Annotated in this window: 23 protein-coding genes; 12 read left to right on the top strand and 11 right to left on the bottom strand. The window is 51.0% G+C overall.

Annotation, left to right across the window (positions count from 1 at the left end; all coding sequences use genetic code 11):
• Positions 1-588 precede the first annotated feature (588 nt).
• Together SE18_RS00410 and rpmB are read right to left on the bottom strand one after the other, a co-directional pair.
• A complete protein-coding gene (locus SE18_RS00410; protein WP_054532437.1) occupies positions 589-1,647 on the bottom strand; it encodes a sigma-70 family RNA polymerase sigma factor in 1,059 nt (352 codons plus the stop codon).
• 497 nt (positions 1,648-2,144) lie between these two features.
• Positions 2,145-2,327 (bottom strand): 50S ribosomal protein L28, encoded by a 183-nt coding sequence (gene rpmB, locus SE18_RS28100; protein WP_041303856.1) that lies wholly within the window; start codon positions 2,325-2,327, stop codon positions 2,145-2,147.
• 295 nt (positions 2,328-2,622) lie between these two features.
• Here rpmB and SE18_RS26615 point away from each other — a divergent pair, with 295 nt between their 5' ends.
• The 8 genes from SE18_RS26615 (at position 2,623) to SE18_RS00365 (ending at position 10,403) form a co-directional block, all read left to right on the top strand.
• Positions 2,623-3,102, top strand: a complete 480-nt coding sequence (locus SE18_RS26615; RefSeq protein WP_160319451.1) for an Asp23/Gls24 family envelope stress response protein — start codon at positions 2,623-2,625, stop codon at positions 3,100-3,102.
• A complete protein-coding gene (locus tag SE18_RS00395; RefSeq protein ID WP_054532435.1) occupies positions 3,074-4,711 on the top strand; it encodes a DAK2 domain-containing protein in 1,638 nt (545 codons plus the stop codon). The genes SE18_RS26615 and SE18_RS00395 overlap by 29 nt, the downstream gene beginning before the upstream one ends.
• A gap of 44 nt (positions 4,712-4,755) precedes the next feature.
• Complete coding sequence (locus SE18_RS00390; RefSeq protein ID WP_054532434.1) at positions 4,756-5,604, top strand: DegV family protein; 849 nt, start codon at positions 4,756-4,758, stop codon at positions 5,602-5,604.
• A 185-nt stretch (positions 5,605-5,789) separates the two neighbouring features.
• Entirely contained in the window at positions 5,790-6,623 is an 834-nt protein-coding gene (locus SE18_RS00385; protein WP_054532433.1) for a DegV family protein, read from the top strand.
• 561 nt (positions 6,624-7,184) lie between these two features.
• Positions 7,185-8,264 (top strand): iron-sulfur cluster carrier protein ApbC, encoded by a 1,080-nt coding sequence (apbC, locus tag SE18_RS00380; protein ID WP_054532432.1) that lies wholly within the window; start codon positions 7,185-7,187, stop codon positions 8,262-8,264.
• A 74-nt stretch (positions 8,265-8,338) separates the two neighbouring features.
• Entirely contained in the window at positions 8,339-9,373 is a 1,035-nt protein-coding gene (gene moaA / locus SE18_RS00375) for a GTP 3',8-cyclase MoaA (RefSeq protein ID WP_054532431.1), read from the top strand.
• A gap of 19 nt (positions 9,374-9,392) precedes the next feature.
• Entirely contained in the window at positions 9,393-9,851 is a 459-nt protein-coding gene (locus SE18_RS00370) for an SRPBCC family protein (RefSeq protein WP_054532430.1), read from the top strand.
• A gap of 111 nt (positions 9,852-9,962) precedes the next feature.
• A complete protein-coding gene (locus SE18_RS00365) occupies positions 9,963-10,403 on the top strand; it encodes a hypothetical protein (RefSeq protein WP_054532429.1) in 441 nt (146 codons plus the stop codon).
• Here the strand turns inward: SE18_RS00365 and SE18_RS00360 are convergent.
• Positions 10,379-11,188 (bottom strand): alpha/beta hydrolase family protein, encoded by an 810-nt coding sequence (locus SE18_RS00360; RefSeq protein ID WP_054532428.1) that lies wholly within the window; start codon positions 11,186-11,188, stop codon positions 10,379-10,381. The genes SE18_RS00365 and SE18_RS00360 overlap by 25 nt on opposite strands.
• A 157-nt stretch (positions 11,189-11,345) precedes the next feature.
• On the opposite strand from SE18_RS00360, the gene SE18_RS00355 reads away from it, so the two are divergent.
• Complete coding sequence (locus SE18_RS00355) at positions 11,346-13,085, top strand: FG-GAP repeat domain-containing protein (protein ID WP_083469622.1); 1,740 nt, start codon at positions 11,346-11,348, stop codon at positions 13,083-13,085.
• Positions 13,086-13,130: 45 nt separating this feature from the next.
• Here the strand turns inward: SE18_RS00355 and SE18_RS00350 are convergent, their stop codons facing one another.
• Both SE18_RS00350 and SE18_RS00345 read right to left on the bottom strand, forming a co-directional pair.
• The gene (locus SE18_RS00350) at positions 13,131-13,844 is read right to left on the bottom strand and encodes a hypothetical protein (RefSeq protein WP_054532426.1); all 714 of its coding nucleotides are present in this window, start codon (positions 13,842-13,844) and stop codon (positions 13,131-13,133) included.
• A gap of 62 nt (positions 13,845-13,906) precedes the next feature.
• Positions 13,907-14,746 carry a patatin-like phospholipase family protein gene (locus tag SE18_RS00345; RefSeq protein WP_054532425.1) on the bottom strand — a complete coding sequence of 280 codons (840 nt, stop codon included), beginning with the start codon at positions 14,744-14,746 and terminating at the stop codon, positions 13,907-13,909.
• A 521-nt stretch (positions 14,747-15,267) separates the two neighbouring features.
• On the opposite strand from SE18_RS00345, the gene SE18_RS27770 reads away from it, so the two are divergent.
• On the top strand, positions 15,268-16,206 hold the full coding sequence (locus tag SE18_RS27770) for a GAF domain-containing protein (RefSeq protein ID WP_054532424.1): 939 nt from the start codon (positions 15,268-15,270) through the stop codon (positions 16,204-16,206).
• 50 nt (positions 16,207-16,256) lie between these two features.
• On the opposite strand, the gene murJ is transcribed toward SE18_RS27770, so the two are convergent.
• Genes murJ through SE18_RS00320 form a run of 4 tightly spaced genes read right to left on the bottom strand, consistent with a single transcriptional unit; the run spans position 16,257 to position 19,674 of the window.
• Positions 16,257-17,837: a murein biosynthesis integral membrane protein MurJ gene (murJ, locus tag SE18_RS00335; protein ID WP_054532423.1), complete on the bottom strand. Its 1,581-nt coding sequence runs from the start codon at positions 17,835-17,837 to the stop codon at positions 16,257-16,259.
• Positions 17,834-18,550 carry a PIG-L deacetylase family protein gene (locus tag SE18_RS00330; protein ID WP_054532422.1) on the bottom strand — a complete coding sequence of 239 codons (717 nt, stop codon included), beginning with the start codon at positions 18,548-18,550 and terminating at the stop codon, positions 17,834-17,836. The genes murJ and SE18_RS00330 overlap by 4 nt, the downstream gene beginning before the upstream one ends.
• A gap of 18 nt (positions 18,551-18,568) precedes the next feature.
• A complete protein-coding gene (lipB, locus tag SE18_RS00325; protein ID WP_054532421.1) occupies positions 18,569-19,243 on the bottom strand; it encodes a lipoyl(octanoyl) transferase LipB in 675 nt (224 codons plus the stop codon).
• Entirely contained in the window at positions 19,240-19,674 is a 435-nt protein-coding gene (locus SE18_RS00320; RefSeq protein WP_054532420.1) for a hypothetical protein, read from the bottom strand. Before SE18_RS00320 ends, lipB begins: the two co-directional genes overlap by 4 nt.
• Positions 19,675-19,863: 189 nt before the next feature.
• Here SE18_RS00320 and SE18_RS00315 point away from each other — a divergent pair, with 189 nt between their 5' ends.
• Together SE18_RS00315 and SE18_RS00310 are read left to right on the top strand one after the other, a co-directional pair.
• Positions 19,864-20,439, top strand: a complete 576-nt coding sequence (locus SE18_RS00315) for a DUF4256 domain-containing protein (protein WP_054532419.1) — start codon at positions 19,864-19,866, stop codon at positions 20,437-20,439.
• A 59-nt stretch (positions 20,440-20,498) separates the two neighbouring features.
• The gene (locus SE18_RS00310; protein ID WP_054532418.1) at positions 20,499-21,614 is read left to right on the top strand and encodes a class I SAM-dependent methyltransferase; all 1,116 of its coding nucleotides are present in this window, start codon (positions 20,499-20,501) and stop codon (positions 21,612-21,614) included.
• Positions 21,615-21,683: 69 nt separating this feature from the next.
• On the opposite strand, the gene SE18_RS00305 is transcribed toward SE18_RS00310, so the two are convergent.
• Positions 21,684-22,715 carry a LacI family DNA-binding transcriptional regulator gene (locus tag SE18_RS00305; RefSeq protein WP_054532417.1) on the bottom strand — a complete coding sequence of 344 codons (1,032 nt, stop codon included), beginning with the start codon at positions 22,713-22,715 and terminating at the stop codon, positions 21,684-21,686.
• Between the two features lie 114 nt (positions 22,716-22,829).
• Positions 22,830-23,807, bottom strand: a complete 978-nt coding sequence (locus tag SE18_RS00300) for a phosphotransferase family protein (protein WP_054532416.1) — start codon at positions 23,805-23,807, stop codon at positions 22,830-22,832.
• Positions 23,808-24,032 lie beyond the last annotated feature (225 nt).

The following is a 24,032-nucleotide window of genomic DNA, read 5'->3' as shown; positions in this document are numbered from 1 at the left end:
GGCGGGTGGTGTGGTAGAATGCATGGGGAACCTCGTGCTGCTGGTTGGGTGATTGCTTCCAGCATACCACGAGGTTCTTTGTATGCCTATCCCTAAGCCTGTCAGAGCTTAAGTTACCACCTATGGGGATTAGGGGTCAGGGATTAATGGCTATGGGCTTTTGGCTATCGGGACATTATTTGTAACTAAAAAAGGATTTGGATTGAACGCAGAGGCGCAGAGTTGGAAAGGATGAAGGATGAATAGTGAGCATTCGTGGAATTCGTGGCTAAATAGAACATAGAGCATAGAACATAAAACATAGAGCATAGAACATAATCCCAACAATCTGTGGCACTTTGTGGCAAAAAAACAAGCCGTCGTGGATCACGCTGTTAACGCAGCGGCGCAGAGAACATATGGCTATGGGCGTTGGGCTATGGGAACGATAATCAAATCAATCGGTGCAATTCGTGGCTAAAAATAATGCTTCGCGATCTTCGCGGTTTCCGTCCTTCGTGTAACTTCGTGTCGCTTCGTGGATCAACAACAAACCCCCGCCACCAAGGCGGTAGCGAGGGTTCATAAGCCATAGTAAAAACCTAATGCTTAGTCAAGGTATGCTCGGAGGTGTTGACCAACATTGGGTTGGCGCAAGTGGCGCATAGCTTCGGCCTCGATTTGGCGGGTACGTTCGCGGGTAATCCCGAATTCGGCCCCGACTTCTTCGAGAGTGCGGCGTTTGCCATCGGCCAAGCCATAGCGCAACTGCAAGATTTGGCGTTCGCGGTCGGGCAATTGCGAAAGCGCATCGGCCAACTCATCGTGCAACATCATGCGGGTTGCTTGCTCAAGTGGCGCTTCATCGGTATCGTCGGCCAGAAACTCGCCAACCCGCCCTTGGCCTTCTTTGCCAATTGGTTGCTCAAGCGACACTGGCTGCACCGAGGCATTCAGCATGCGCTTGACCTTGCGCAAACTTACACCTAAGGCATCGGCCAACTCATCGGGAGTGGCCTCGCGTTGTAGAGCTTGTTCAAGCTGGTAGGCAACGCGGCGCATTTGCGCGATTGATTCGCTCAAGTGAACTGGCAAGCGAATCGTACGGCTTTGCTCGGCAATTGCCCGGGTTACTGCTTGGCGAATCCACCAAGTAGCATAGGTTGAAAAACGGTTGCCTTTGCGATAGTCGAATTTTTCGACGGCACGCATCAAGCCAATATTGCCTTCTTGGATGAGATCCATGAACGACATATGATTGCCGATATATTTTTTGGCGACGCTGACCACCAAGCGCAAATTGGCTTGAGTTAGCTTGCGCCGGCCTTCGTTACCATAATCGACGCGGCGTTCGAGGGCTTTGCGCTCATCCCAGGTTGCGTATTGCTCGGTTTGCAACTGGAGCTCCGCCTTGCGCCCAGTTTCAATTTGTTTGGCGAGGGTAATTTCTTCCTCGGCGGTAAGCAACTCGACCTCGCCGATTTCACGCAAATACATCTGGACTGAATCTTCGACAGCCTCGGAATAGAGCGTTTTCTTGCGGCGTAGGTTTACTATGGCTAATTCTGCGTCTTCATCATTAAAACCCGGCTCAAGCTCCCAGCCCTCAGGGGCATCTTCAAGCTCCGGTTGGTTTTTTGCTACATTCATCGTTTCATACTTTGTCATCGTCCACGCTCGCTGGGCTACGCCCACTATGGCTTTCGCTAGCTGGCGGCGCACGAAAGCTATCTATTGAACCCGCAGGATTCTTTATACAATGTACTACGTTACGTCTGGTTAGCTTGGATGTTTGCTGGATTGTGACGGGCTGCTTACACATCCTGGATGATGTCTGAAGCAAAAACCACGCCACGAACTGTAATTCTTACAGTTACAGTATAACAAGTATAGTATAGCAAGAGATTCGTCAAGATCAATAAGCCAAAAGGGGTAGTTTATAGATGTTCAAAGTTTCTTCATAGGTTAGGAGTAAAGTGCTAGTGTACAATGGGACTATTGTATGCATTGGGGGATTTATTGAATTGTTAGGTGTTAAAAAGTAGCTTGAACTGAGGTCAAATAATAGTTAAAAACTATTGCAAAGGGTATAGCTATCCGCTATAATGCGTTGCGGTCAAAACCGAGGTTCCTTGCCGCAACGCACCTCTGCGGTGATACAAGCATTAGCGATCTTTGTACATGGTGCGAATATAGCGGGTGCTAACTTTCATTCGCTTCATTTGACCATTAACTTCAACCATAGCCCATTGGATATTTGGTTTCCATGAGCGATTGGTACGGTTTTTAGCGTGGCTCACATTGTGGCCGAAGGAGCGCTTTTTCCCCGTCATTTGGCAGACTGCCATGGGCGGACCTCCGTAGTTGAGACTTAAAAAGAGCCACCCTTGGTGGCTGTACCCGCTGACTATACCATAGGACGCGCTCTGATGCAACTTTTAACCGTAGGCAAGTGCCACAGCTAAATACCTGGTAATCAAGGGCCAGTTTGGCCGCAAATTGAGGCCCATTATGGCCTATGCTAGCTCTTGCATAATCGAGTATCATACAGCAGTAGCGCGGTTAGTTCCGCGCTATTCTCATCAAAAAACCGACGCTCATGAGCGCCGACCATCGAACCATCTAGTTGCGAGGACTGTTCGAGTGAACGAGAAAACAAGTCTCGCGAATGTGCGCCAAAACGACGCTGGACGCATCGAGGTCCATTCTCGCGCCATTGCTACTGTGGTAGCAGGAGCGGTAGTGCGATGCTACGGCGTTGTGGGCATGGCCCCGCGCAACTTACGCGATAGTGTCGCCCATGTGTTGCGACCGGAAGATCAATATAAAGGTATTGACGTACAAGTCAGTAGCGAGGCAATTAATATCGATCTGTTTGTGATCATCGAGTATGGCACACGGATTGCCACTGTTGCCCGCAATATTATGGAAACTGTTCAGTACGCGGTTGTGCATGCACTTGGCGAGGCCAATATTACGGTCAATGTCCATGTTCAGGGCCTGCGGATTGAGCAAGCAGACAAAGAACCAACAAAAGATGCAACCGAAGGCCAGCCCAGCCGCTGGCGACGTTTTGGCGTAATGGGAGGTCTGCGTGGACAGCGCACCGAAGAATCAAATTGATGGCACCCGGCTGTTGGCAGTTTTTCGCGCAGCCGCAGCGTGGTTTAGCCAGAATGTGGCAACTGTCAACGCGCTCAATGTGTTTCCTGTGCCCGATGGCGATACAGGAACCAACATGAACCTTACGCTGACAGCAGCGCTCAAAGATGTGCAGGATGATGCCTCGGTCGCTGTGGTGGCCGAACGAGTGTATCGCGGGGCTTTGATGGGCGCTCGCGGCAACTCTGGGGTGATTCTTTCGCAAATTTTGCGCGGGCTTTCGCAGGGCATGGCCGGCCATCAGGTTTGTACGCCCGAAATTTTGGTTGCTGCCTTAGAACAAGCCTCAACCACTGCCTATAAAGCAGTGATCAAGCCAGTCGAAGGCACGATGCTCACGGTTATTCGCGAAACTAGCGAGGCAGCGCGGGCAGGCTTTAAGCCAGAAATGAACTGGCACGAAGTGCTTGATTTAATTGTTAAAGGTGCGCGGGTTTCGGTCGATAATACGCCCAACCTGATGAAAATGTTACGCGATGCTGGCGTGGTCGATGCTGGCGGCGAAGGCTTGTATGTGCTCTTCGAAGGTGCGCAGGCATTTGCCCGTGGTGAGAAGCTTGAGCAACGAGTTGCCCCAATCGATCAAGTGGCGATGGCGTTTGATGATATTCATAGCGATGATGATTTTGGCTATTGCACCAACTTTATGATCCAAGGCGAAAACATCCCTTACGACGATGTGCGGCGCACAATTGCTGAAATGGGCACTTCGGTGGTGGCGGTCGGCGATGAACGCTTGGTCAAGGTGCATTTGCACACCTTGCGGCCTGGCGATGCGCTGAATTATGCGGTGCAATGGGGCAGCCTTGGGGCAATTGAAATTACTAATATGGATAAACAGCGCAGCGATTTGCATGAGGCCAAAGCCCAACAAACCAGCCAACCAGCGCGGGTCAAGCCCGATGAGCCAGTGAGCGATGTTGGGGTGGTCGCGGTTGCGCCAGGCCAAGGCTTCCGTGAGCTGTTTGAATCGTTGAATGTTGGCGAAGTAGTGACTGGCGGCCAAACCATGAATCCATCGATTCAAGATTTGGTAACGGCAATCGAGAAATTGCCCCAGCCAGCAGTTGTGGTTTTGCCAAATAATAGCAATGTGATTTTGGCGGCGCAACAAGCCCAACAATTAACCAATAAAGTTGTGCATGTGATTCCAACCAAAACCGTGCCTCAAGGCATGGCGGCAATGTTTGCCTTTAATTATGCGGTTGGCGCTGAGGAAAATGTGCAGGCCATGAGCCGCGCAATTAAAGCGATTACCACGGCGGAAATTACCACTGCTGTGCGCGACGCTACTGTAAATGAAGTTGAAGTGCGCGATGGCCAGACAATTGGCTTGCTCAATGGCGCACTGGTTGAATCTGGCGATCAGCCCGACGACGTGATTGATCGCATCTTAGCCAGGATGGATTTGGACGAGCATGAGATCGTTACCATCTATTATGGCGAACAATGTTCGGCGGAACAGGCTGAAACACTAGCCCACAAGATCAACGCAACCTACCCGGCGCTTGATGTTGAGGTGCAAAACGGCGGACAACCATTTTATGATTACATTCTCTCTGCGGAGTGATACACAGCCCCGTTTCTGACGGCGCGATGGAGATATGTTGGGTTATGGCGCGAGTAAAGATTATTACCGATAGCACTGCTGATATTCCACCAGCCTTGGCACAAGAGCTGAACATCACGGTTGTGCCAATCTATGTGCATTTTGGAGATCAGACGTTGCGAGCTGGAATCGACATTAGCAACGAGCAGTTTTATCGGCGGATGGCCGAGGGTGGGCCGTATCCTTATACGACTGCACCAGCACCAGGAGTGTTTGAACAGTATTATCGTCAATTTTCCCGTGAATATGACGGGGTCTTTTCAATTCACTTGTCGAATCGCTTTGGCGGCGTGGTTAAATCGGCAACGATTGCCCGCGATAAATTGCCAGCCTCGCTGACGCGGGTTGAGGTAATTGATAGCACCTCGACCTCGTTGGGCTTGGGCATGGTAGCGATCGCTGCGGCCAAAGCAGCACTTGATGGCGCCTCAATTGATGAAGTGCATCGGACAGTGATGCAAACTATTCAATTGACCCATGTGGTGTTTTTTGTTGATTCAATTGATTATCTTGAACGTAGCGGGCGTTTATCGCAAGCCTCGGCAATGCTTGGCTCGATGCAACGAATCAAACCTTTGCTGATTCTTGATGATGGTGAAATTGTGCCCTACGATCGCACTCGCACCCGAGCCAAAGCGATTGAAGGCCTGTTTACCTTTATTGAGGATTTTCCCAAAGTCGAGCAGGTGGCGATTATGCACAGCACCACGCCCGATGATGTGGAGAAATTGCTTGAGAAGATCGACCCGATCTATCCTCGCGATCAGGTCATGATTGTTGAATATGGGCCAGCGCTGGGAGCCCACCTTGGGCCAAATGCAATGGGCGTGGTGGTGTACGAAGGGATCGAGTAAAACGCCGCAAAGCACCTGCGCAGCAACCAAGCAATCCATACACCAAAGCAACACCCCACGCAGCGCCATTTTCGGCTATTATACGGCTGCGTGGGGTAGCTATTCCCTTAGCGAGCAGTGTGCTGGCAGTATAGCCAAAGGCCGCTCGCTACGATTTGGCGAAAATAATGCCAGAAGGAGGCCAAGTGGCGATTATTGTAACCGATAGTACTGCTGATATTCCGCCAGGGTTGGCAGCAGAACACGACATTCATGTGATTCCATTAACGGTTAATTTCGATGCAGAATCGTTCTCCGATGGCGTCGAAATTACCCACGATCAATTTTATGCGCGCTTAGTAGCTAGCAACAATTTGCCAACGACGTCGCAGCCTTCAGTTGGGGCCTTCGAGCAACTGTATCGCGCAATTGGCAACGATGAGCCAATTATCTCGATTCATATTGCTGGCAAGTTGAGCGGTACGATTCGCTCAGCTCAACAAGCTGCCGAATTATTGCCCGATTTCGATATTCGGGTAATCGATGTCCAAAGCACCACCATGTCGCAAGGCTGGGCAGCGCTTTTGGCAGCCCGCGCCGCCAAAGAAGGCAAATCGGCTGATGAAATTGAAGCCTTGGTGCATAGCATCGTTGAGCGCACGCGCTTGCTGGCCGCCTTGGATACCTTGCGCTACCTCGAAAAAGGGGGCCGAATTGGCAAAACCCGCGCCTTGCTCGGCACCTTGCTCAACGTCAAGCCAATTATCGACGTGCGCGATGGCGAAGTTAAGCCGTTCGAGCAAGTACGCAGCAAGAAAAAAGCTGTGGCTCGCTTGATCGAAGAAGCCCGCAATATGGCTCCCTTCGAAGAGTTAGCAGTGCTCTATTCACGCAACGAGGAAGAAGCCCAAGAGTTTGCCCAAAGCCTCAACGAAATTTTCCCCGCCGAACGAATTGTGCTGGCCGAAATTGGCGCAGTTGTGGGAACCCACATTGGGCCAGGCGCTTTAGGCTTCACTGGCGTGCGTAAGAATAAATAAGTGATCAGGAATCAGGGGTCAGGGATCAGGCTTAAAACACGAACTCTGGCCCCTCGCCCCTGAATTCCGCACCCTGGCTCTGCGCTAATGATCCACGAAGGGCACGAAGGTTTGTAACTACAAAGCGCGCAAAGAACGCAAGCCTTATTTTTTCGCCACAGATTGGCACAGATTGTTTGGATTATATTCTCTGTTCTCTGTTCTTAACTTCATCCCTCATCCTTCATCCTTTCCGTTGGCCACAGATTCCACAGATTAGCTTGATTATGTTCCCAAAAGCCGATAGCCAATAGCCAATAACCCTGACCCCTCAATCCTGATCCCTCGGTTTTGATTTTTGCCTTTTGACTTCTGATTTTTGCTTTCATCCTTCATTCTTCATTCTTCTCTTTTGACTTCTGATTTCTGATTTTTGACCTTCATCCCTCATAATTCATCCCTCATCCTTTGCTACAGCGACTTAAGTCATAGCTAGTCGTGCTATAATCGTTCTAAATAGCATAACAAGATTGCTCAATGGTGCGCGACACTCGCATCATTGTTATAGGAGCGCATAGCACCATGGGCTTGTTTGGGAAACGGGCGGATGCGCCAACACAAGAGGCAGTCTTGGCTGCCCTTGCAACGGTGCAAGAGCCAGAACTCGGCGGCAACTTAGTTGCTCGCAAAATGATCAAAGAGCTGACCATCGATGGCGGACGCGTCGTCGTCCTCGTCGATCTGACCACGCCAGCCTGTCCGTTCAAGGACCAGTTGGCCAACGATGTACGCGCAGCCTTGGCCCAAGTGCCTGGTGTAAGCGAAATCGAGGTCGATTTTACCGCTACCGTGCGGTCATACAATGGGATTCCTGATAAAGCCCGCGTGCCTGGCGTGAGCCATATTTTGGCGGTAGCTTCAGGCAAGGGCGGCGTAGGCAAATCAACAGTTGCAGTTAATCTTGCGGTCGCGTTGGCCCAAGAAGGCGCGCGGGTTGGCTTGCTCGATGCTGATATTTATGGGCCAAGCGCCCCGTTGATGACTGGCGCACGCGGCAAACCAGGCATTACCGAAAATCAAAAAATTGCCCCGCTCGAAGCGCATGGCATTAAAATCATTTCGGTAGGCTATTTTGTTGATGATAGCCAACCTTTGGTTTGGCGTGGGCCGATGATTTCATCGATGTTGCGTCAATTTTTGTTCGAGGTCGATTGGGGCCAGCTGGATTATTTGGTCGTCGATTTGCCCCCGGGCACTGGCGATATTCAATTAACTTTGGCCCAAGCGATTCCGCTTTCAGGCTCGGTTGTGGTAACCACGCCACAAGATGTAGCCCTTGCTGATGCGATTAAAGGCGTTGAGATGTTCCGCAAGTTGAATGTACCCATCTTGGGGATTGTCGAGAACATGAGCTACTTTATCGCTCCCGACACTGGCAAGCGCTACGACATCTTTGGCCATGGCGGCGCCCAAACTGCCAGCACGAAATTGGGTGTACCATTCTTAGGTGAAATTCCATTGGGTATGTCAATTCGCGAAGGTGGCGACACTGGCCAACCAGCGGTTACCCAAAGCGCCAAAGATGCCTATGCAGATGCGTTCCGCGAAGTTGCGCGCACGCTCGCAGGCCGCATCAGTATTGAAACCATGGTGGCGGCCTAGCGCCTTGCCACTGGTAACGCTTCAATGACGCATGGCTGCTGCTATGCGTCATTGTTGTCTGAAAGAGCAAGCCGATGATGCCGATTGAACTACTGGAAAGCCCTCAAACCAGCCAAATCCACGCAACTGGCCCTGCCCACGATGCCCATGGGCGGCGGATTAATTACCTGCGGATTTCACTCACCGACCGCTGTAATTTTCGCTGTTTCTACTGTATGCCCGAATGGGGCATGCAATTTGCGCCCAAACCAGAATTGCTGACCAATGACGAGTTGATTCGCTTGGTGCGCATTATGGCCCAAACTGGCTTTGAAAAGATTCGCTTGACTGGCGGCGAGCCAACCTTGCGCCGCGATTTGGTCGGGTTGGTCGAGGCAATTGCCAATACTCCAGGCATTAACGAAGTTTCGATGACCACCAACGCCTTATTGTTAGCGCCGATTGCCCAGCAATTGGCCGATGCAGGCCTCAAACGAGTCAATATCAGCATCGATTCGCTCAACCCCGAAAACTTCCGCAAAATTACGCGTGGCGGCGATTTGGCGCGGGTTTGGGCTGGCATCGAAGCCGCAGAACAAGCTGGGCTAACTCCACTCAAACTCAATTGTGTGATTGTACGTGGCATGAACGATCATGAAGTGCTCGATTTGGCTCGACTGACGATCGATAAACCATGGCAAATGCGTTTTATCGAGGTTATGCCGTTGGTTGGCGTGGCTGATGTAGCTGATAACGGCGTGGTGCCGAGCAACGAATTAATTGGTCAGATTGAAGCCAACTTGGGCCTCGATTTCCTTGGTTGGTATGGAGCTGACCCAGCGCGCACCTATCAAATTCCTGGAGCGCAAGGCAAAATTGGCTTTATTAGCTCAATTAGCGACCCGTTTTGTGCTACCTGCAATCGCATGCGGCTGACTGCCGACGGCAAATTGCACCTGTGTTTGCTGCGCGATAATGAGCTTGATTTGCGAGCAGCCTTACGGGGCAACGGCAGCGACGAAGAGCTAGCAGCCTTGATCAGGCATGCGGTTTGGATTAAACCTTGGGGCCATGGCTTGCCCGAAGGGGTTAAACCAACAGTTCGAGGAATGTCGGAATTAGGCGGGTAATAGTGGAGAAGAACGCACCATGCCAAAGCCATTACGCATTAGCGCCAACGAATTGCTGAGCAGCGATCAAGCGACGACCTTTGACTATGTTTGTCGGTTTGAAAATAACCGCGAGTGGTGGCTGCCAGTCACCCATACTCAACACATCAGCGGCGCGGGCGTTGGCGCAATCTATGAGGAACACGCCAAAGTGGCGGGGATTCCGATGAAAATGCAGTTGAAAGTTTATCATTACGAGCCGCCAAAACAGATCAAATTCACTATTAGCTCGCCGTTAATGCAATCGGATATGGATTATCAGTTTGTGGTTGAGCCAGCAGGCACGCGCTTAATCATTAGCACGGCGCTTGATTTCAAGTGGTTTTTACGCCCATTTGCTCCGCTGATGCGTTCTGCATTAATCAAAGAAGCGAGTCAGCATTTAAGCGTGCTCAAGCAGGTTTTGGCCCAAAAAACTGCCCAAGCAAGCGGCCAATAAACCCTTTTTTTGCTCGAAGCAGCCAAAGTTTATGGTATCCTATACAAAACTTAGACGCTGAGGTCAACGTTGTTGCTCGGCGTTTTTTGTTGTTGAAAGGATAGTGGCGCAATGGCGCGTACTGATCAAACCACTGAATCGGAAGTTTTAGCAGGTAGTAGCCGGGTTTTACGCTTTGCCTATTGTGTGTTGGCAATTTCTGCTGGCGCGCGGGCCTTGTTTCAAGTTGCCACCAAATTCAATCAAGCGCCACTGGCCTATGGCTTAACCACCATCGCCGCGTTAATTTATGGGATCGCTTTCTTAGGCTTTGGGCGGCGCACACCGCAAGCATGGCGCGTAACTATGGCGGTCTGTGCGATTGAGTTCTTGGGCGTAATTACGGTTGGAATTTTGACCTTAATCGAGCGCGATTGGTTTCCCAAGGATACGGTTTGGAGCGATTTTGGGATTGGCTATGGCTTTACCCCATTACTCTTGCCGATTGCTGGGCTGTGGTTGTTGCTGCGCCAAGAAACCCGCGAAGCCTACGGCGTTGCCAATAAATCCTGAACCGCAGCCACAACCGCAGGCCACTCGCGACTTGACGGATCGATTAACTCAAAATGATGAGCGTTTGGCAGCGCTACCAAGCGCGCCTCATCGCCAGCAGCTACTGCTTGCTCAACATAGCTTTGGCTAATAGCAAACGGGACTGGCCCGTCATCTGTGCCATGCAGCACAATTTGGGGCACGCCCAAGGGCAATAAGGCAGCTGGCGAAGCATCATGGTAGCGTTCTGGATACTCTGCTGGCGAGCCACCCAATAATTCTTGCACCGCTTGCTGGCTCAAACGCCGTTGATCAGCCAAGGCCAAATCGGCAACTCCCGCCAAACTAACCACGCCTTGTAAGCGCAACGGTTGGGCTTGCCAAAGTGGGCTGGTTGGGGCAAGTTTCGAGCGTGCAGCAAGCCATAAAGCCAAATGGCCGCCAGCAGAATGGCCCAAACTTAGCACCCGTTGCGCATCAATCGGATAGGTTTGGGCCAACTGGGGCACAAAATCGGCAGCTTGGGCAACATCGAAAAAGGTAGTGGGCCACCCACCGCCATTGCCAACCCGCCGATATTCAATATTCCACGTCGCATAGCCAAGTGCAGTCAGGGCGGCACAAACGTGGCCAATATGCTCAAGGTCATAGCGAGCGCGCCAAAAACCACCATGGACAACGATGACCACAGGAAATGGCCCATTGCCAGCTGGCAAGCGCAAATCGCCAAATTGCAATGGATCGGCAGCATACCAAATTCGCTGATCAGCAGGCGGCGCAGCCTGAGCCAAAATCGAATCACTCATTGGCTATTCCTAAATGCTTAAAAAATACATACTTGTTAATAAAATTTTAAAGGCGAATAGGACTGTTGGCCTATAGTCAATTAGGGCTTAGCATAGCACGATCTACCCATTATTTCCATTTAACTGCCATGTTTGCAGTCACGGAGGAGTGTCTGGTATGTTCATTCGAAGGATGATGTTTGTTCTGCTCGTTATTTTTAGCCTGAGCACAGTTTCGGCAAAGCCGCTCGAAACGAACGCCCCTGAAGCCCCAGTTGTCGCAAGCCCAGCTGCAACCAATGCCTACACGATGCGCGCTGGCTTCCCAGCAACCAAACCCAATGGCTCCTACTTTTCATCACCAACCGTGGTCGATTTGTTCAAAGATGGCTCGCCGGAAATTCTCTCCGCCGATGCAACTGGCTGTATTTGGGGCCATAACATTTATGGCCAAGTGCTGCCTGGCTTCCCATGGATGACTGGCGGCGCATGTTCCAACACCCCTCGGGTCAACGGCTCGTTGGTGGTCGCTGATATCAACCAAGATGGCTTGCTGGAAATCGTGGTTGGCACGCGCGGCAAAGGCACTTCGGTCGGCCAACGCGGCAAAGTAATTGTCTATCAACGCAATGGGGCAATCCTAAGTGGCTGGCCCAAAGAGATGGATTGGGCCTATATCACCAATGGCAATTTCCCCGAAGTTGTGCATGTGGCGGTTGCCGATATTATCGGCGATGGCAAACTTGAAGTGGTTGCAACCACAACCAACGAAGCTGGCAGCAACACCAATTTTGCGCCAAATGTCTATGCTTGGTCTGCAAACGGAACCATCCTCAATGGCTATCCGCGCAGCGCCGACAAAGGTTCGGGCATTTGGGGCCACCCAGCTTTGGCCGACATCGATAACAATGGCTATTCGGAAATTTTGGTTGGCCGCGATGAAATCTATTTCTATCGCTACAACAGCGATGGCAACCAATATCCAGGCTGGCCAATTCGCACCTATACCCATGTCAACCAAACCACCTGGAACGTCCACGATTATCTGGAGTTTACCCGCTCTGGGCCAGCAGTCGCCGACTTAGATGGCGATGGTAGCTACGAGATTATTGCAGCAGGCAAAGTGCGCACTCCCGACGGCTTACCAGATAATAACTACGATCCCCAAATTGCCAGCGCGGTGATTGTGACCGAGCCAAATGGTACGCGGCGCGCAGGCTGGACTGATGCCAAACGGGCAGGCGCTCCTTTGGATGTCAACTTCACCCCAAATAACCCAATTGTTGTCGCCGATTTGGATGGCGATGGCATCAAAGAGTTTGTTGTGACCTTTGATGATGGCACGATTCGCGCCTATCGCGAAAATGGCGTCCAAATGTGGTCGTTCTTCTATGCCCAAGAGCCAGTAGCTGGCGCACCAACCCGCAAAGTCTTTGGCAGCGAAGTGACGATTGCCGATGTCACTGGCGATCGCAAAATCGACATTGTGTTCGGCACCTATTCATTTGATCGCGTTTATGCGGGAATTGTGGGGCTGTACGCGCTCGATGCGCGGACTGGAACCTTACACAGCGGTTTTCCGTTATCGTTGCCCAATGAAGGCCCATCGAATGATAATACTGCTGGCTCGCAAAAAGGTATTCAAGCTGCGCCAACCATCGCCGATATTGACAATAATTGTTATGTTGAGATTTTGGCCCATAGCCGAGCTGGCAATATTTATGTTTGGGAAACCCCAGGCCGTAATTTGCCAGAATTGATGCCTTGGCCAATGAGCCGCCAAGACTTGCAGCGGACTGCATGGGTCAAAAACCCTGCCCCAGAAGCACCACGCCAACAGGTGTATGCTCCAGAACAACTGCAAGGTGGCGATTACAAAGCCTATTTGCCAATTACTCGCACTGGCTGCGATTTCTAAATTCAGTGCAAGCGCAGGGATGGTTGAGCCATCCCTGCGCTTTTTTTATTGCAATGGAATATTGGGATCGATTTTGTAGCTTTGGACAATGCGTTGTAGGTCGGGCTGCAAGCTCTCAAATTGCTCAAGCGGCACCAAAATCTGAATCATACTGAGATAATTGCCATCACGGCGCACATAACCATCGCCGCTCATCGCTAGCAAGCTTTGGCTATCAATAAAACTATAGGAAATATAGGTTGTGCCATCTGCTTGCTTGACTGGCTGATCAAGATTAAACTCCGCAGACTCACCCACGATTTGGCTAATAAAATCGTTTAAAAACTCTTCATCATTGGTAATCAAGTTTTGGCTATCATCAACTAGCAGCAATTGAATAAATGCTTGTTCTAAGGGGTCGACCCAAAACAGCAAATTATTGCCTGCATCAACGCTATCGCGCATTTGCCAATCGCTTGGGACATCAATTGAAAAGGCCTTGGTTGGATTAGTATAGGTTTTCAGCTCATCAATCACGATAAAGGATGTGCTATCGCCTGGAATATTTGCCAACTCGTCGGTGGTTGGGGTAACTTGTGGACGTGGAGCAACCGTCGCTGGCACGGTTGGGGTGGCCGATGGTACGAGCAAAACAGGCTCGGCAGTTGCCGTGGCAGTGGCAGCTTGGGCCACCTGTTCGGTTGGAGGCACGTTTGTAGCTGTCGCGCCACCACAAGCAACCAAACTACCGATCATTAAAAAATAGCCAATAAACCGCATAAATTCTCCTTCCGACCAACGTGGTCGGCTTAATGACGGTTTAGAGTGTACTCGATTTCGGCCTAGGCTAATTCGCCGCGTTGCCACAGCGCCAATTGCTGCAATTCTTCATAATAATCAGCCACACAAGCAATTCCTGCCTGAATTCCATCATCAAGGTGAAGCAAATCGGCCATGCTCATGCGATTCACATCGGGGCTAAATAGCAGATCGGGCGGAGTTTCACGCAAGCGTTGCAAGGTAATTTGATGCACCATAATCCCAATCGCGCGTTCAGCCAAGGCCAATTGGGTGAGTGGAACCCAACGCCGCCACGAAAAAAGGCTACTTTGGGCAGCACTGCTCACCTCAAATTGATCAAATTCGCCAATTAAATTAACGGCAATTACCCGTTCAGCCCCAAGCTGACGAGTTATGTCAATTGGCAAATTATTGCGAATACCACCATCGGCCAAAATATAGCGATCAATGCGACGCGGCGGAAACACGCCAGGCACGGCGGCACTTGCAAGTGCTGCCTCAACCAACGAGCCACGTTGCAGCACAATCTCATGGCCGGTTACTAAATCAACAGCGACCGCAGCATAGGGAATTGGCAAATCCTCGATCAGCTGGTCGCCCAATAATTCGCTGAGCACGCCAGCCAATTTTTCCGAGCCAATCAAGCCCCAGCTAGCGGGATCAAGGCTGAGAATGCGGCGCAATGGAGTTGAGCGAAAGGCCTGCTCGATAGTGGTAGCGTTGTAGCCAGCCGCCACAACCGCGCCAATAATCGCGCCAATGCTGGTTCCGGCCACCATATTTGGTTGAATACCAACTCGTTCTAGCTCGTGCAGCACGCCAATATGAGCGCTGCCTTTGCCGCCGCCACCGCCAAGGCACAAGCCGATCGTCCGTTGCATGGCGCTACTCCTGAATCCAAATGACGCACTGCGTTATAGTATACCACGTTAAAGTAGGGGTCAGGGATCAGAGGTAAGGGATCAGAGCAGGTATAGAAACCACGAAGGGCCACGAAGATCGCGAAGATTAAGTTTTTAGCCACAGATTGCACAGATTAGTTAGAATGGGTTCCCCATAGCCTATAGCCTGATTCCCTCACCCCAGCCCCTCTCCCACTGGACGCGGGCGAGGGGTATTCGTTTCGTGGTTCAAGTCTCAATCGTGGCGAAACTATCTTCATCCTTCATCCTTCATCCTTCATCCTTCATCCTTCATCCTTCATCCTTCATCCTTCATCCTTCATCCTTCATCCTTCATCCTTCATCCTTCATCCTTCATCCTTCATCCTTCATCCTTCATCCTTCATCCTTCATCCTTCATCCTTCACTTACCCCTCATGGTTACCCTATCGTGGCAATTGTGCAATCTTAATAACTCTGTTACTGTTTTGAGTAACGCTATTATGTGGAGAGTCTGGCATATGTCTTCAGCATCAGGATCGCAGCTTGACAATGCTGACCGAACCGAGACACTACAAGAGCTAGGGCTCCTTGATGTTTCTTTCGACCCAGCCTTTGATCGATTGACCCGTTTAGCAAGCAAGGTGCTGCAAGCACCAGTTTCATTACTATCCTTAGTTGAACATCATCGCCAATATTTCAAAAGTCATGTTGGCTTGGGCGAGCCTTGGGCAGAACGCCGCGAAACACCCTTGAGCCATTCATTTTGTCAACATGTCGTCAGCAATGGCAGTGAGTTAGTTGTCACCGATGCCCGCGAACATCCTTTAGTTCACGATAACCTTGCCATCCCCGATTTGGGCGTGATTAGCTATGCTGGTATGCCGATTCGCAGCGATGGCCATGTGCTTGGCGCGTTCTGTGTGATCGATAGCAAGCCACGGGTGTGGACAGCTGAAGAACTCGATATTTTGCATGAATTTGCTGAATTGTTGATGACCGAGCTTAAGTTGCGCCAAGAAATTCGCACCCATCAACACGATATTCGCGAACGCGAGCGGCTACAAACCGAGATTATCGGCCTGCAACAAAACTTGCTTGATGAGCTTTCAACGCCGTTGATTCCGCTTAATGATCAAGTGTTGGTCGCTCCATTGATTGGCGCACTCGATCAGCAACGAGCACAACGCATGACCGAGGCGGTCTTATCGGGAGTTGGCAAATATCGCGCCGATTTCGTGATTCTCGATATTACTGGCGTGCCAGTCTTGGATACCTATGTGGCTTCGTTGTTGGTGCAAACCTCGCAAGCAATTCAGCTGCTTGGTGCGCGTATGGTGCTGACTGGCTTGCGGCCTGAAATTGCCCAAACCATCGTCAGCGTTGGCCTCGATTTGCGCAGCGTTGTGACCTATAGCACGCTGCAACAAGGCATCGAATATACCTTTCGGCGTAAATAACTGCCCTGATTGATCAAACACGGCGGAGCACAAACTCCGCCGTATTTCGGTTAAGCAGCGTTACGCTTGAATTTGCGTTGCAATGCTTGGCTAAAAAATAGCAGCGCATCGAGTTTGAGCCACCACAATAAGCCCAAATAGATTAAGCCACTGCCGCCGCCCGCCACCATCAGCACCAGCAGCGCATTCAATTTGCTGGGCGTGGTTGGCAACAATTGTAATAACCCCCAACATGCTGCGGCCATGACCAAGGCCGCCAGAGCAATTTTGGCGCCTGCAAGCAGCATGGCTTGGCCATCAAAAACCCGTAAGCGCCGATGGGCCACGACCGCCATCACTAAGGCGTGAACAGTCAATTGAGCTACATTGCCTGCAATCAGGCCATACATGCCCCAATGACGATAGCTCAAACCAGCCACCAAAAAGTAGCTGGCAATCGCCGGAGCTTGCACCAAATTGGGCAACAAGGTGTTCTTGCGAGCATAAAAAGCGAAAATTAATGGCTGATCGATCGCCGCCGCCAACATGCTTGGCAAATATGCCAGCAACACCAGCGCTGTAACCCGAGTATTTTCTGGGCTAAACTTGCCACCTTCAAATAAAATTCGCAGTACAGACTCGCCCAGCAAGCCAAAAATCACCAACATTGGCACAATCAGCAGCAATACCACTTTTAGCCCAATGCCTAAGATACGCCGAAAGCCTACTTCATCGCCATCGCTGTTGAGCCGCGCGAGGGTTGGCAAAATCGCAATCGAGATGGCCGCGGAAACTAAGCCCAAGGCAAATTGAATAAAGGTTGTGGCATTGCGCATATACGAGGCAGATAGGTCATCAATGCTGCCTGCCAGCTGACGATCGATCAGCGTGCCAACAAACGAGAAGCTAATGCCTAACGCAACTGGCGCATAGAGTAAACCAATTCGACGCACGCCTGGGTGGTTCAAACGCAGCATCGGGCGCAAGCGGGCAGCGCGCAAGGCTGGCAATTGCAAGCCAACTTGCGCCAACGCCCCAGCCACCATCGCCCAACCCAACACCCGCGCATCCTGCGGCCAAAACCAAATTAGCACAATCAAGGCCAGATTAAACACGGTCGAGGTAAAGGCTGGTAATGAAAACCGCCGTTGGGCTTGCAATAAACCAGTCAGCACGCCCGACAAGCACATAAAAACCACGGCGATGACCATCGAATGCAACATCGACACGCCAAGGCTGAGCATGGTTGGGCTAGCAACAATTTTAGAAGCCAACACCTGATTAATTGGCGCTGCAAAAAGCCAAACTAGCCCACCCAAAAAGCCCAAAACAAGGCTGAGTATGGTCAAAATCGTGTTGATAATTTGCCATAAATCGCCATCATCCTGCTGATCGATGTAATCGCTAAGCACTGGAACGAGCGCCGCGCTGACCAAGCCACCAACCAAAAAATCGTAGAGCTGGGTGGGCACGGCGCTGAGCAACGAATAGAGGCTGGTTTCTGCGCCAACCCCAAAATTGTGATTGATAACTTTATCGCGGACAAGGCCAAGGATGCGGCTGGCAAAATTGCCAACCATTAATAACAAAGCGGCTAGCGCAATACTGCGACCAGCCGTTGCTTGGGCTTTGGTTTCAAGCTTGGTGTTCATGCAAAAAGTTTCGTTTCTGGCTGATCGTTCAAGCCGAACGAAGGATAAACGCGATGGAGATAGGCAGTATTAAACCAATCATGGTTATCGAGAAATTGTTGCCAATCGTGGCGCTGAGTAGCATGGGCATCTAAGGCTGCGCGCTTGGTTTCAGCAAATTCACTAACATCAATAATCGTGGTTGCTGGCAGCGGGTCGGGGAAATCGCCACTACTCGCAGAATTAATTACCCGATCGCTACCTGGCGCGACACTTTGATAATATAAGCGCGGCTGTTCGCTACTGGGATTCAAGGCCATATATTGAGCAAAGGCTTGGGTTGTAGCCATGCTAATCGCAATATGGTCTGGGTGGCCATAAATTCCATCGGGGCCAAAGGTCAAGACAATTTCTGGCTGCTCTGCATTCAGCACTTCGACAATTTTATCGCGCAATTCGGTGGCATTTGCCAGCGCCAAGCCACCATCGGGATAATCCCAGACGATGCTGCGATCGACGCCAATTGCTTGACATGCTTGATACAGCTCCTCTAGGCGCACCGAACCCAATTGAGCAGGATCAATTTCCACTTCAGGGCTAATATCGCCACGTTCGCCATGGGTTGCGGTGATAATCACAACCCGATAACCAGCAGCACGGGCCTGGGCCAGCACCCCAACCGGGCCAAAAGCTTCATCATCGGGGTGCGCCCAAACAGAAAGAATAGTTGGCATAGTTTCGATAGTCCTCGACTAAGCAGGCTCTAGCAGGTTTAAATCAAAAATGCGGGCAAAAATCCGAATAACTCGTTGTTGGACGTCGCTCAAGGCTGGCGCAACAGGCAACAGCTCGGCCAAAGAGGTTACGCCATAATCGTGAATGCCACACGGCACAATCGCTGCAAAATCATCCAAATTGGTCGTAACATTCAGGGCAAAGCCATGCGAGGTAACGCCACGGGTGTTCGAGCGCACGCCAATCGCAGCAATTTTGCGATCGCCAACCCAAACCCCGGTATAGCCAGGGAAGCGGCGCGCACTCAGGCCATATTCAGCCAGCAGTTCGATAATCACTGCTTCGAGCATGCGCAGATATTGATGTAAATCGCGGCCATGATCGCGAATTTGCAAAATTGGGTAGCCCACCAACTGGCCTGGCCCATGATAGGTAATATCGCCGCCGCGATCAACCTCGATTAAGGCTGCGCCGCGTTGTTGCAAGCTTTCGGGGCTGACCAACAAGTGTTCGTGGCCGCCAGAGCGTCCAATCGTATAGGTTGATGGGTGCTCCAACAACACCAAGGTATCGGGAATGCTGTCGGCGCTACGTTGGCTCACTAAATGGCGTTGTAATTCCCAAGCAGCCTGATAATCGAGCATGCCAAGGATTTGCACAGCCAGTTGGCGTTGCGCTTGTTGAATCGTCATAAAGGCATCAAGCTAATCATATCGCCGCCGAATGGTGATGATTGGCTCAGCCGAGCGCCATAGGTTGCAGGCTCGCTCGCCGCCCAATCTGCATACTCGGAGCTATATTGGCCATTAAAATAGACATGCACCACTTGGTTGTGGGTTACACGGCTCATCGCATCCCACACTTCGTTATCGTCGTGGGAATAGGCCACCAGCATGGCGCGCTCAGGTGCAAATTCATCTTCCTCTGGCGGAATCACCAAGCCCAGCCATTGATTAGGATAGCGAGCTTCGATAATTTCGATGGCTTCGGTATGGCCGCGAGTTTCCATCGCAGTATATGGGCAACCACAATTGCAACTCACGCCACATTCGGCGGTGCCACATTTGCCGGTTGAAACGCGTCCGCCATGGTCGGCGGTGGTTAATTGAATTAAAATAGGCATAGCTTAAACTCACAAGTTGAGAACAAACGCTCCGCGAGCATGATAGCACAATCAGCTTATGTGCAGCCAGATCGCTAGCAATTGAGGAAATTCTGCTATACTAGCACGCTAGCTAGCCGCACATTGCGCGCAAACCTAGTTGCTTATGCTCCGTCAATGCCAAGCACTTCAGCGGAGGTACGATACACAATGAAGCGTGTTGATCCAACTCAAGCAGCGTTAGCACCGGAAGCTGCCGAAGCTCTGTTGCGTAGCTTGCAAGCTCGCTTTGCGCAATTTATGCAGCGCCATCCAACGCTTGAATGGGCCAAAATTGAAGCAAAACTCTTGGCCCAGCCAGCCAAACTGTGGTCGCTCAACGAAATGGAGCGCACTGGCGGCGAGCCAGATGTGGTTGGCTACGATCCAGCAAATGATCAATACCTGTTCTTCGATTGTTCGATTGAAACTCCCAAAGGCCGCCGCAGTATCTGTTACGATCGTGCAGCGCTGAATGCGCGCAAAGAACATAAACCAGCAACCAGTGCGCAAGATATGGCAGCGGAAATGGGGATTGCATTGCTGAGCGAAGCAGATTATTGGGCCTTGCAACAGCTTGGAGCATTCGATACCAAAACCTCAAGCTGGCTGCAAACTCCGCCTGCAATTCGCGATCTTGGCGGTGCGCTCTTCGGTGATTATCGCTATAACCATGTTTTTATCTATCATAGTGGTGCCGATTCGTATTATGCTGTACGCGGCTTTCGGGGCTTGATCCGCGTCTAAAGGTGGATTTAGCACTCGCATCGCGGCACTCTATGCTACCCCAATAGAAAGGTCTATCAATGGTTGGACGTGAACTTTATCGGTTGTTGCAATGCCCTACCTGTAACTCACGGGATTTGGCGGTGTATGCTGAGCATGTGTTGTGCGCTGGCTGTCGCAACGAATATCCCATTCACAAGGGCTACATTGATTTAATGCCGCGCCAAACTGAATTTGATTATATTTCCAAATATGTTTCCGAAGAAGAAAGCATGGGCGAGGAGCTTGATTATCGTGAGATGGCTCCCCCATTGTTGGCAGCAGGCGTGCGCCATCGCCAAATTCGGCGCATGTTGGCACTCAAACCGACCGATATTGTGTTTGATAATGCCTGTGGCAATGGGCGCTTTGGCTTGTGGAACGCCGATGCAGTTGGATTGATTGTCGGCAGCGATCCTGCGGTGCTCTTCGCCGACCAAGCGCTGGCCGAGATGGAATTGGCTCAAGCTGATTCGCGGCGTTTGCCCTTTATCGATGGTGCCTTCGATAAATCGCTCTCGGTCGATGTGCTCGAACACTTCCCACGCGATGTGATCCACGATTATTTGGTCGAAACTGCGCGCGTGTTGCGGGTTGGCGGTCGGGTGGCAATCTTCTCGAATACCCGCGAGATGTCGCCAATTCAGCCGATCATCAATATTTCCAAGCGCTTGGGTAAATTCTTCGTCAAGCAAGGCGTTTACGATTTCGAGCGCGAAGCACGGCGTAAATCCGACCACATCAAAGACCTCAAAACCTGGGATGATGTGGAAGCAGCCTTGGTTGAAGCAGGCCTCAAGCCAGTTAAAGTTGTATTTTGGAATAGCGTTTTCACCTCGTTTGTTGAGCATGTGCTAATGAAACTGGGCGAATCGCTGATTGCCAAGCGCAAAGCTGCCAAATCAGCCAGCGCTCCGGTGCTAACCGACGAGGCCGTCAATGCCTCGGCAGGCGCACAACGCGAAATTGTGGCACGGCGCGCAATGCGCCGCCACCTGACCAAAAGCTCGCCAATTTACTGGGCGCTGTATCTGGTTACGCTGCTGATGGAGCTTGATTTGTGGTTGTTTGGCTGGATGCGCACCGGCCCGTATTTTGTGTTAGCCGAGAAGGTCGAAGGCCGCTATGTGCCAGCGCCCTTGCCAACCGAAGAATAAAACATTAGCCCTGTTGCTCAGTCGAGCAGCAGGGCTTTTTTGATTAATAATCGTCTCTCACCCAATCCATTAACATTCTTCATCGCAACATTCATCGTTTTCGTGGCGCACGATCATGCTAATTGGCAGGATTGTGTTTTCGCTGCTTGGTGTTTTGCCTTCGATCATTTCGATCAACACATTGGCGGCGGTTGTGCCTAAATCGTACATTGGCTGGTGCAGCGAGGTCATGCTGGGGTTGAGGCTGGCAGCAGTTGGCACATCATCAAAACACACCACGGTCATATCATCGGGAATGCGCAGCCCAGCTTCATGCAAGGTTCGCAATACGCCTGTTGCCATCACCGCACTACTAACGAACAACGCAGTTGGCCGTGGTTGCAAGGCTAAAAGTTGCTGAATCGCACTTTGTCCGCCGTGTTCGCTCTCCGCGCCAGTCACAATCAAGGCTGGGTGAATCGGCAAGCCCGCCTCTCGATAGGCTTGTTGATAGCCCTCAATTTGATCATGGCTGGCTGGGGCATGCAATGAGCCAATAATCATGCCAACCGATTCATGACCAAGCGCCAGCAGATGCCGCACCGCTTGATAGCTACCAGCAAAATGGTCAATATCGACAGTCACAATATGGTGCAACAAAGGATGTTTGCCAACCAAAACCATCGGCACCCGATCAGCAATCAACTGCGGCAGCAAGGGATCATTAATCGTATTGGGAATTACGATCCGGCCATCGACGCTACGGCCATGCAGCAATTTGGTCGCCGGATCATCAGCCCGATTAGCGCTATCGAGCGAAACCATCAAAACATAGCCCTTGGCGTTACAGGCTTCGGTCATGCCTTGCAGTAAATTCGAGAAGGTCGAATTGCGAAAGATCGTCGCGGTGGTTTCAGAAATAAACACCGCAATAACTTTGGGTCGTTGCCCAGCTAAGGTACGGGCCGCTGCCTGTGGCGTATAATGATGCTCCTGCATCACAGCCAACACCCGTTCGCGCACTTCCGCTCGCACATGTGGCTGATTGTTCAGCACCCGCGAAACAGTCGCAATCGAAACTTGGGCGATTTCGGCAATTTGTTCAATCGTCATTGATGGCATAATCCGACCTTCCAAACAACGTCTTATTGATGCCTACTGGCGCACTATTTGCTGCGCCTGCTACGGCAATGGGAGCGGTTCCGAGATTCGTGCTGCTTGCTCCTGCAATGATGCCTAATTGGCCTTGAGCCAAGCCATAGTTGTGGCCAGCAATTGACGGGCAATTGTGTGGACAAAATCAGTGTCATAATTGCGGTAATAGCATTCGATTGCCATAACCAAGGCCAAGTAGAGCGAATAGAGTTGGCAGCGTTGTTCTTCTGCAGGCGTAAAGCTTATTTTGCCATAGCCATCCATAAAATTGATCAGACTTTCGCCTGAGAAGGGGCGAAATTGGGCTTCCATCAAGGGATCGCCCCATAACGCCCGTTCAAAATCGATAATCCCAACAATCGTGGAATCGCGAACAAAGAAGTTGCCATTCCAAGCATCCCAATGCACTAACTGAGGCGTAGTCACTGTATCCAAGGCAGCGGCATGCTTGAGCACGGCGGCGCGAATTTCGGCATAGCTATGCTCAAATTCGACATTTTTGCGCTGGCCATCTGCGAACAGGGCATCAATGAGCTTAATAAACGTCGCTCGCCACGTTGTATCACGAAGATCAGGGTTGCCTTCGTAGCCAAAATAGCTGCCGCTAAAGCCATTAATCTGGTGCATAATTGACCCAATTTGGCGATCAAGCTCAGCTTGGATGCTTAGCTCAAGCGTTGCCCGTAGCTGCTCAAGGTTGGTGCCAGCAATTTTTTGCATAAAAAAATAGGCTGAATCGCAAATACTCAAGCTATCGTCGAAAAAGGCGATGCTTGGCACCGGAATCGCTGGATTTTGCTGCACCAAGCGCATTGCTGCAACTTCGGTCTGCATAATGTTTTTTTCGTAGCTCATCACATCGGCGGTTGGAGGTGGGGCAATTTTGAGCACAAACTCGCGGCCATCGGCCAACGTAATCGCATAAGCGGCATTAAACCAACCATCTTTGAGTTCTTGAACTGCTTCTGCATGTGGCGCAAGCTGCATCCCAGCAAACGCATGGGCAACCATTGCAGCAATTTGTTGGCCAGTTTTGAGATTTTTGGTAGTGCTGTGCATTGAAGTTCCTTTCGCAATCATGGCGCTACGCCAGATTAGCCCAGTGAACATTGCTGCTTAAATAAAACACTCCCAGCGCAGCAACCCTCATCGGGAGAATCAAGGCCAATCCGCTGGGAGTGCAAGGAGAGTATGCTTCGAACACGCGAGGCTCGCGAATCTCGGGTTTTGGAATGTGTTTGCCGCACATGCTCCAAAGACCATTAACAGACGAAACGCTGAAGC

It is taken from the genome of Herpetosiphon geysericola (assembly GCF_001306135.1).
Taxonomy (GTDB): Bacteria; Chloroflexota; Chloroflexia; order Chloroflexales; family Herpetosiphonaceae; genus Herpetosiphon; species Herpetosiphon geysericola.
The sequence above is the reverse complement of the archived record's forward strand: the minus strand, read 5'-3'. Positions and strand labels throughout refer to the sequence as shown.

Excerpts from the sequence above, each read along its gene's own strand:
- SE18_RS00330 (WP_054532422.1), bottom strand. The coding sequence starts at position 18,550 with ATGCCAACTATTCTTTCTGTTTGGGCGCACCCCGATGATGAAGCTTTT.
- rpmB (WP_041303856.1), bottom strand. The coding sequence starts at position 2,327 with ATGGCAGTCTGCCAAATGACGGGGAAAAAGCGCTCCTTCGGCCACAAT.
- SE18_RS00410 (WP_054532437.1), bottom strand. The coding sequence starts at position 1,647 with ATGACAAAGTATGAAACGATGAATGTAGCAAAAAACCAACCGGAGCTT.
- SE18_RS00310 (WP_054532418.1), top strand. The coding sequence starts at position 20,499 with ATGGTTGGACGTGAACTTTATCGGTTGTTGCAATGCCCTACCTGTAAC.
- apbC (WP_054532432.1), top strand. The coding sequence starts at position 7,185 with ATGGGCTTGTTTGGGAAACGGGCGGATGCGCCAACACAAGAGGCAGTC.
- SE18_RS00350 (WP_054532426.1), bottom strand. The coding sequence starts at position 13,844 with ATGCGGTTTATTGGCTATTTTTTAATGATCGGTAGTTTGGTTGCTTGT.
- lipB (WP_054532421.1), bottom strand. The coding sequence starts at position 19,243 with ATGACGATTCAACAAGCGCAACGCCAACTGGCTGTGCAAATCCTTGGC.
- SE18_RS00315 (WP_054532419.1), top strand. The coding sequence starts at position 19,864 with ATGAAGCGTGTTGATCCAACTCAAGCAGCGTTAGCACCGGAAGCTGCC.
- moaA (WP_054532431.1), top strand. The coding sequence starts at position 8,339 with ATGATGCCGATTGAACTACTGGAAAGCCCTCAAACCAGCCAAATCCAC.
- SE18_RS00355 (WP_083469622.1), top strand. The coding sequence starts at position 11,346 with ATGTTCATTCGAAGGATGATGTTTGTTCTGCTCGTTATTTTTAGCCTG.
- SE18_RS00300 (WP_054532416.1), bottom strand. The coding sequence starts at position 23,807 with ATGCACAGCACTACCAAAAATCTCAAAACTGGCCAACAAATTGCTGCA.
- SE18_RS00305 (WP_054532417.1), bottom strand. The coding sequence starts at position 22,715 with ATGCCATCAATGACGATTGAACAAATTGCCGAAATCGCCCAAGTTTCG.
- SE18_RS27770 (WP_054532424.1), top strand. The coding sequence starts at position 15,268 with ATGTCTTCAGCATCAGGATCGCAGCTTGACAATGCTGACCGAACCGAG.
- murJ (WP_054532423.1), bottom strand. The coding sequence starts at position 17,837 with ATGAACACCAAGCTTGAAACCAAAGCCCAAGCAACGGCTGGTCGCAGT.
- SE18_RS00320 (WP_054532420.1), bottom strand. The coding sequence starts at position 19,674 with ATGCCTATTTTAATTCAATTAACCACCGCCGACCATGGCGGACGCGTT.
- SE18_RS00365 (WP_054532429.1), top strand. The coding sequence starts at position 9,963 with ATGGCGCGTACTGATCAAACCACTGAATCGGAAGTTTTAGCAGGTAGT.
- SE18_RS00360 (WP_054532428.1), bottom strand. The coding sequence starts at position 11,188 with ATGAGTGATTCGATTTTGGCTCAGGCTGCGCCGCCTGCTGATCAGCGA.
- SE18_RS00370 (WP_054532430.1), top strand. The coding sequence starts at position 9,393 with ATGCCAAAGCCATTACGCATTAGCGCCAACGAATTGCTGAGCAGCGAT.
- SE18_RS00390 (WP_054532434.1), top strand. The coding sequence starts at position 4,756 with ATGGCGCGAGTAAAGATTATTACCGATAGCACTGCTGATATTCCACCA.
- SE18_RS00345 (WP_054532425.1), bottom strand. The coding sequence starts at position 14,746 with ATGCAACGGACGATCGGCTTGTGCCTTGGCGGTGGCGGCGGCAAAGGC.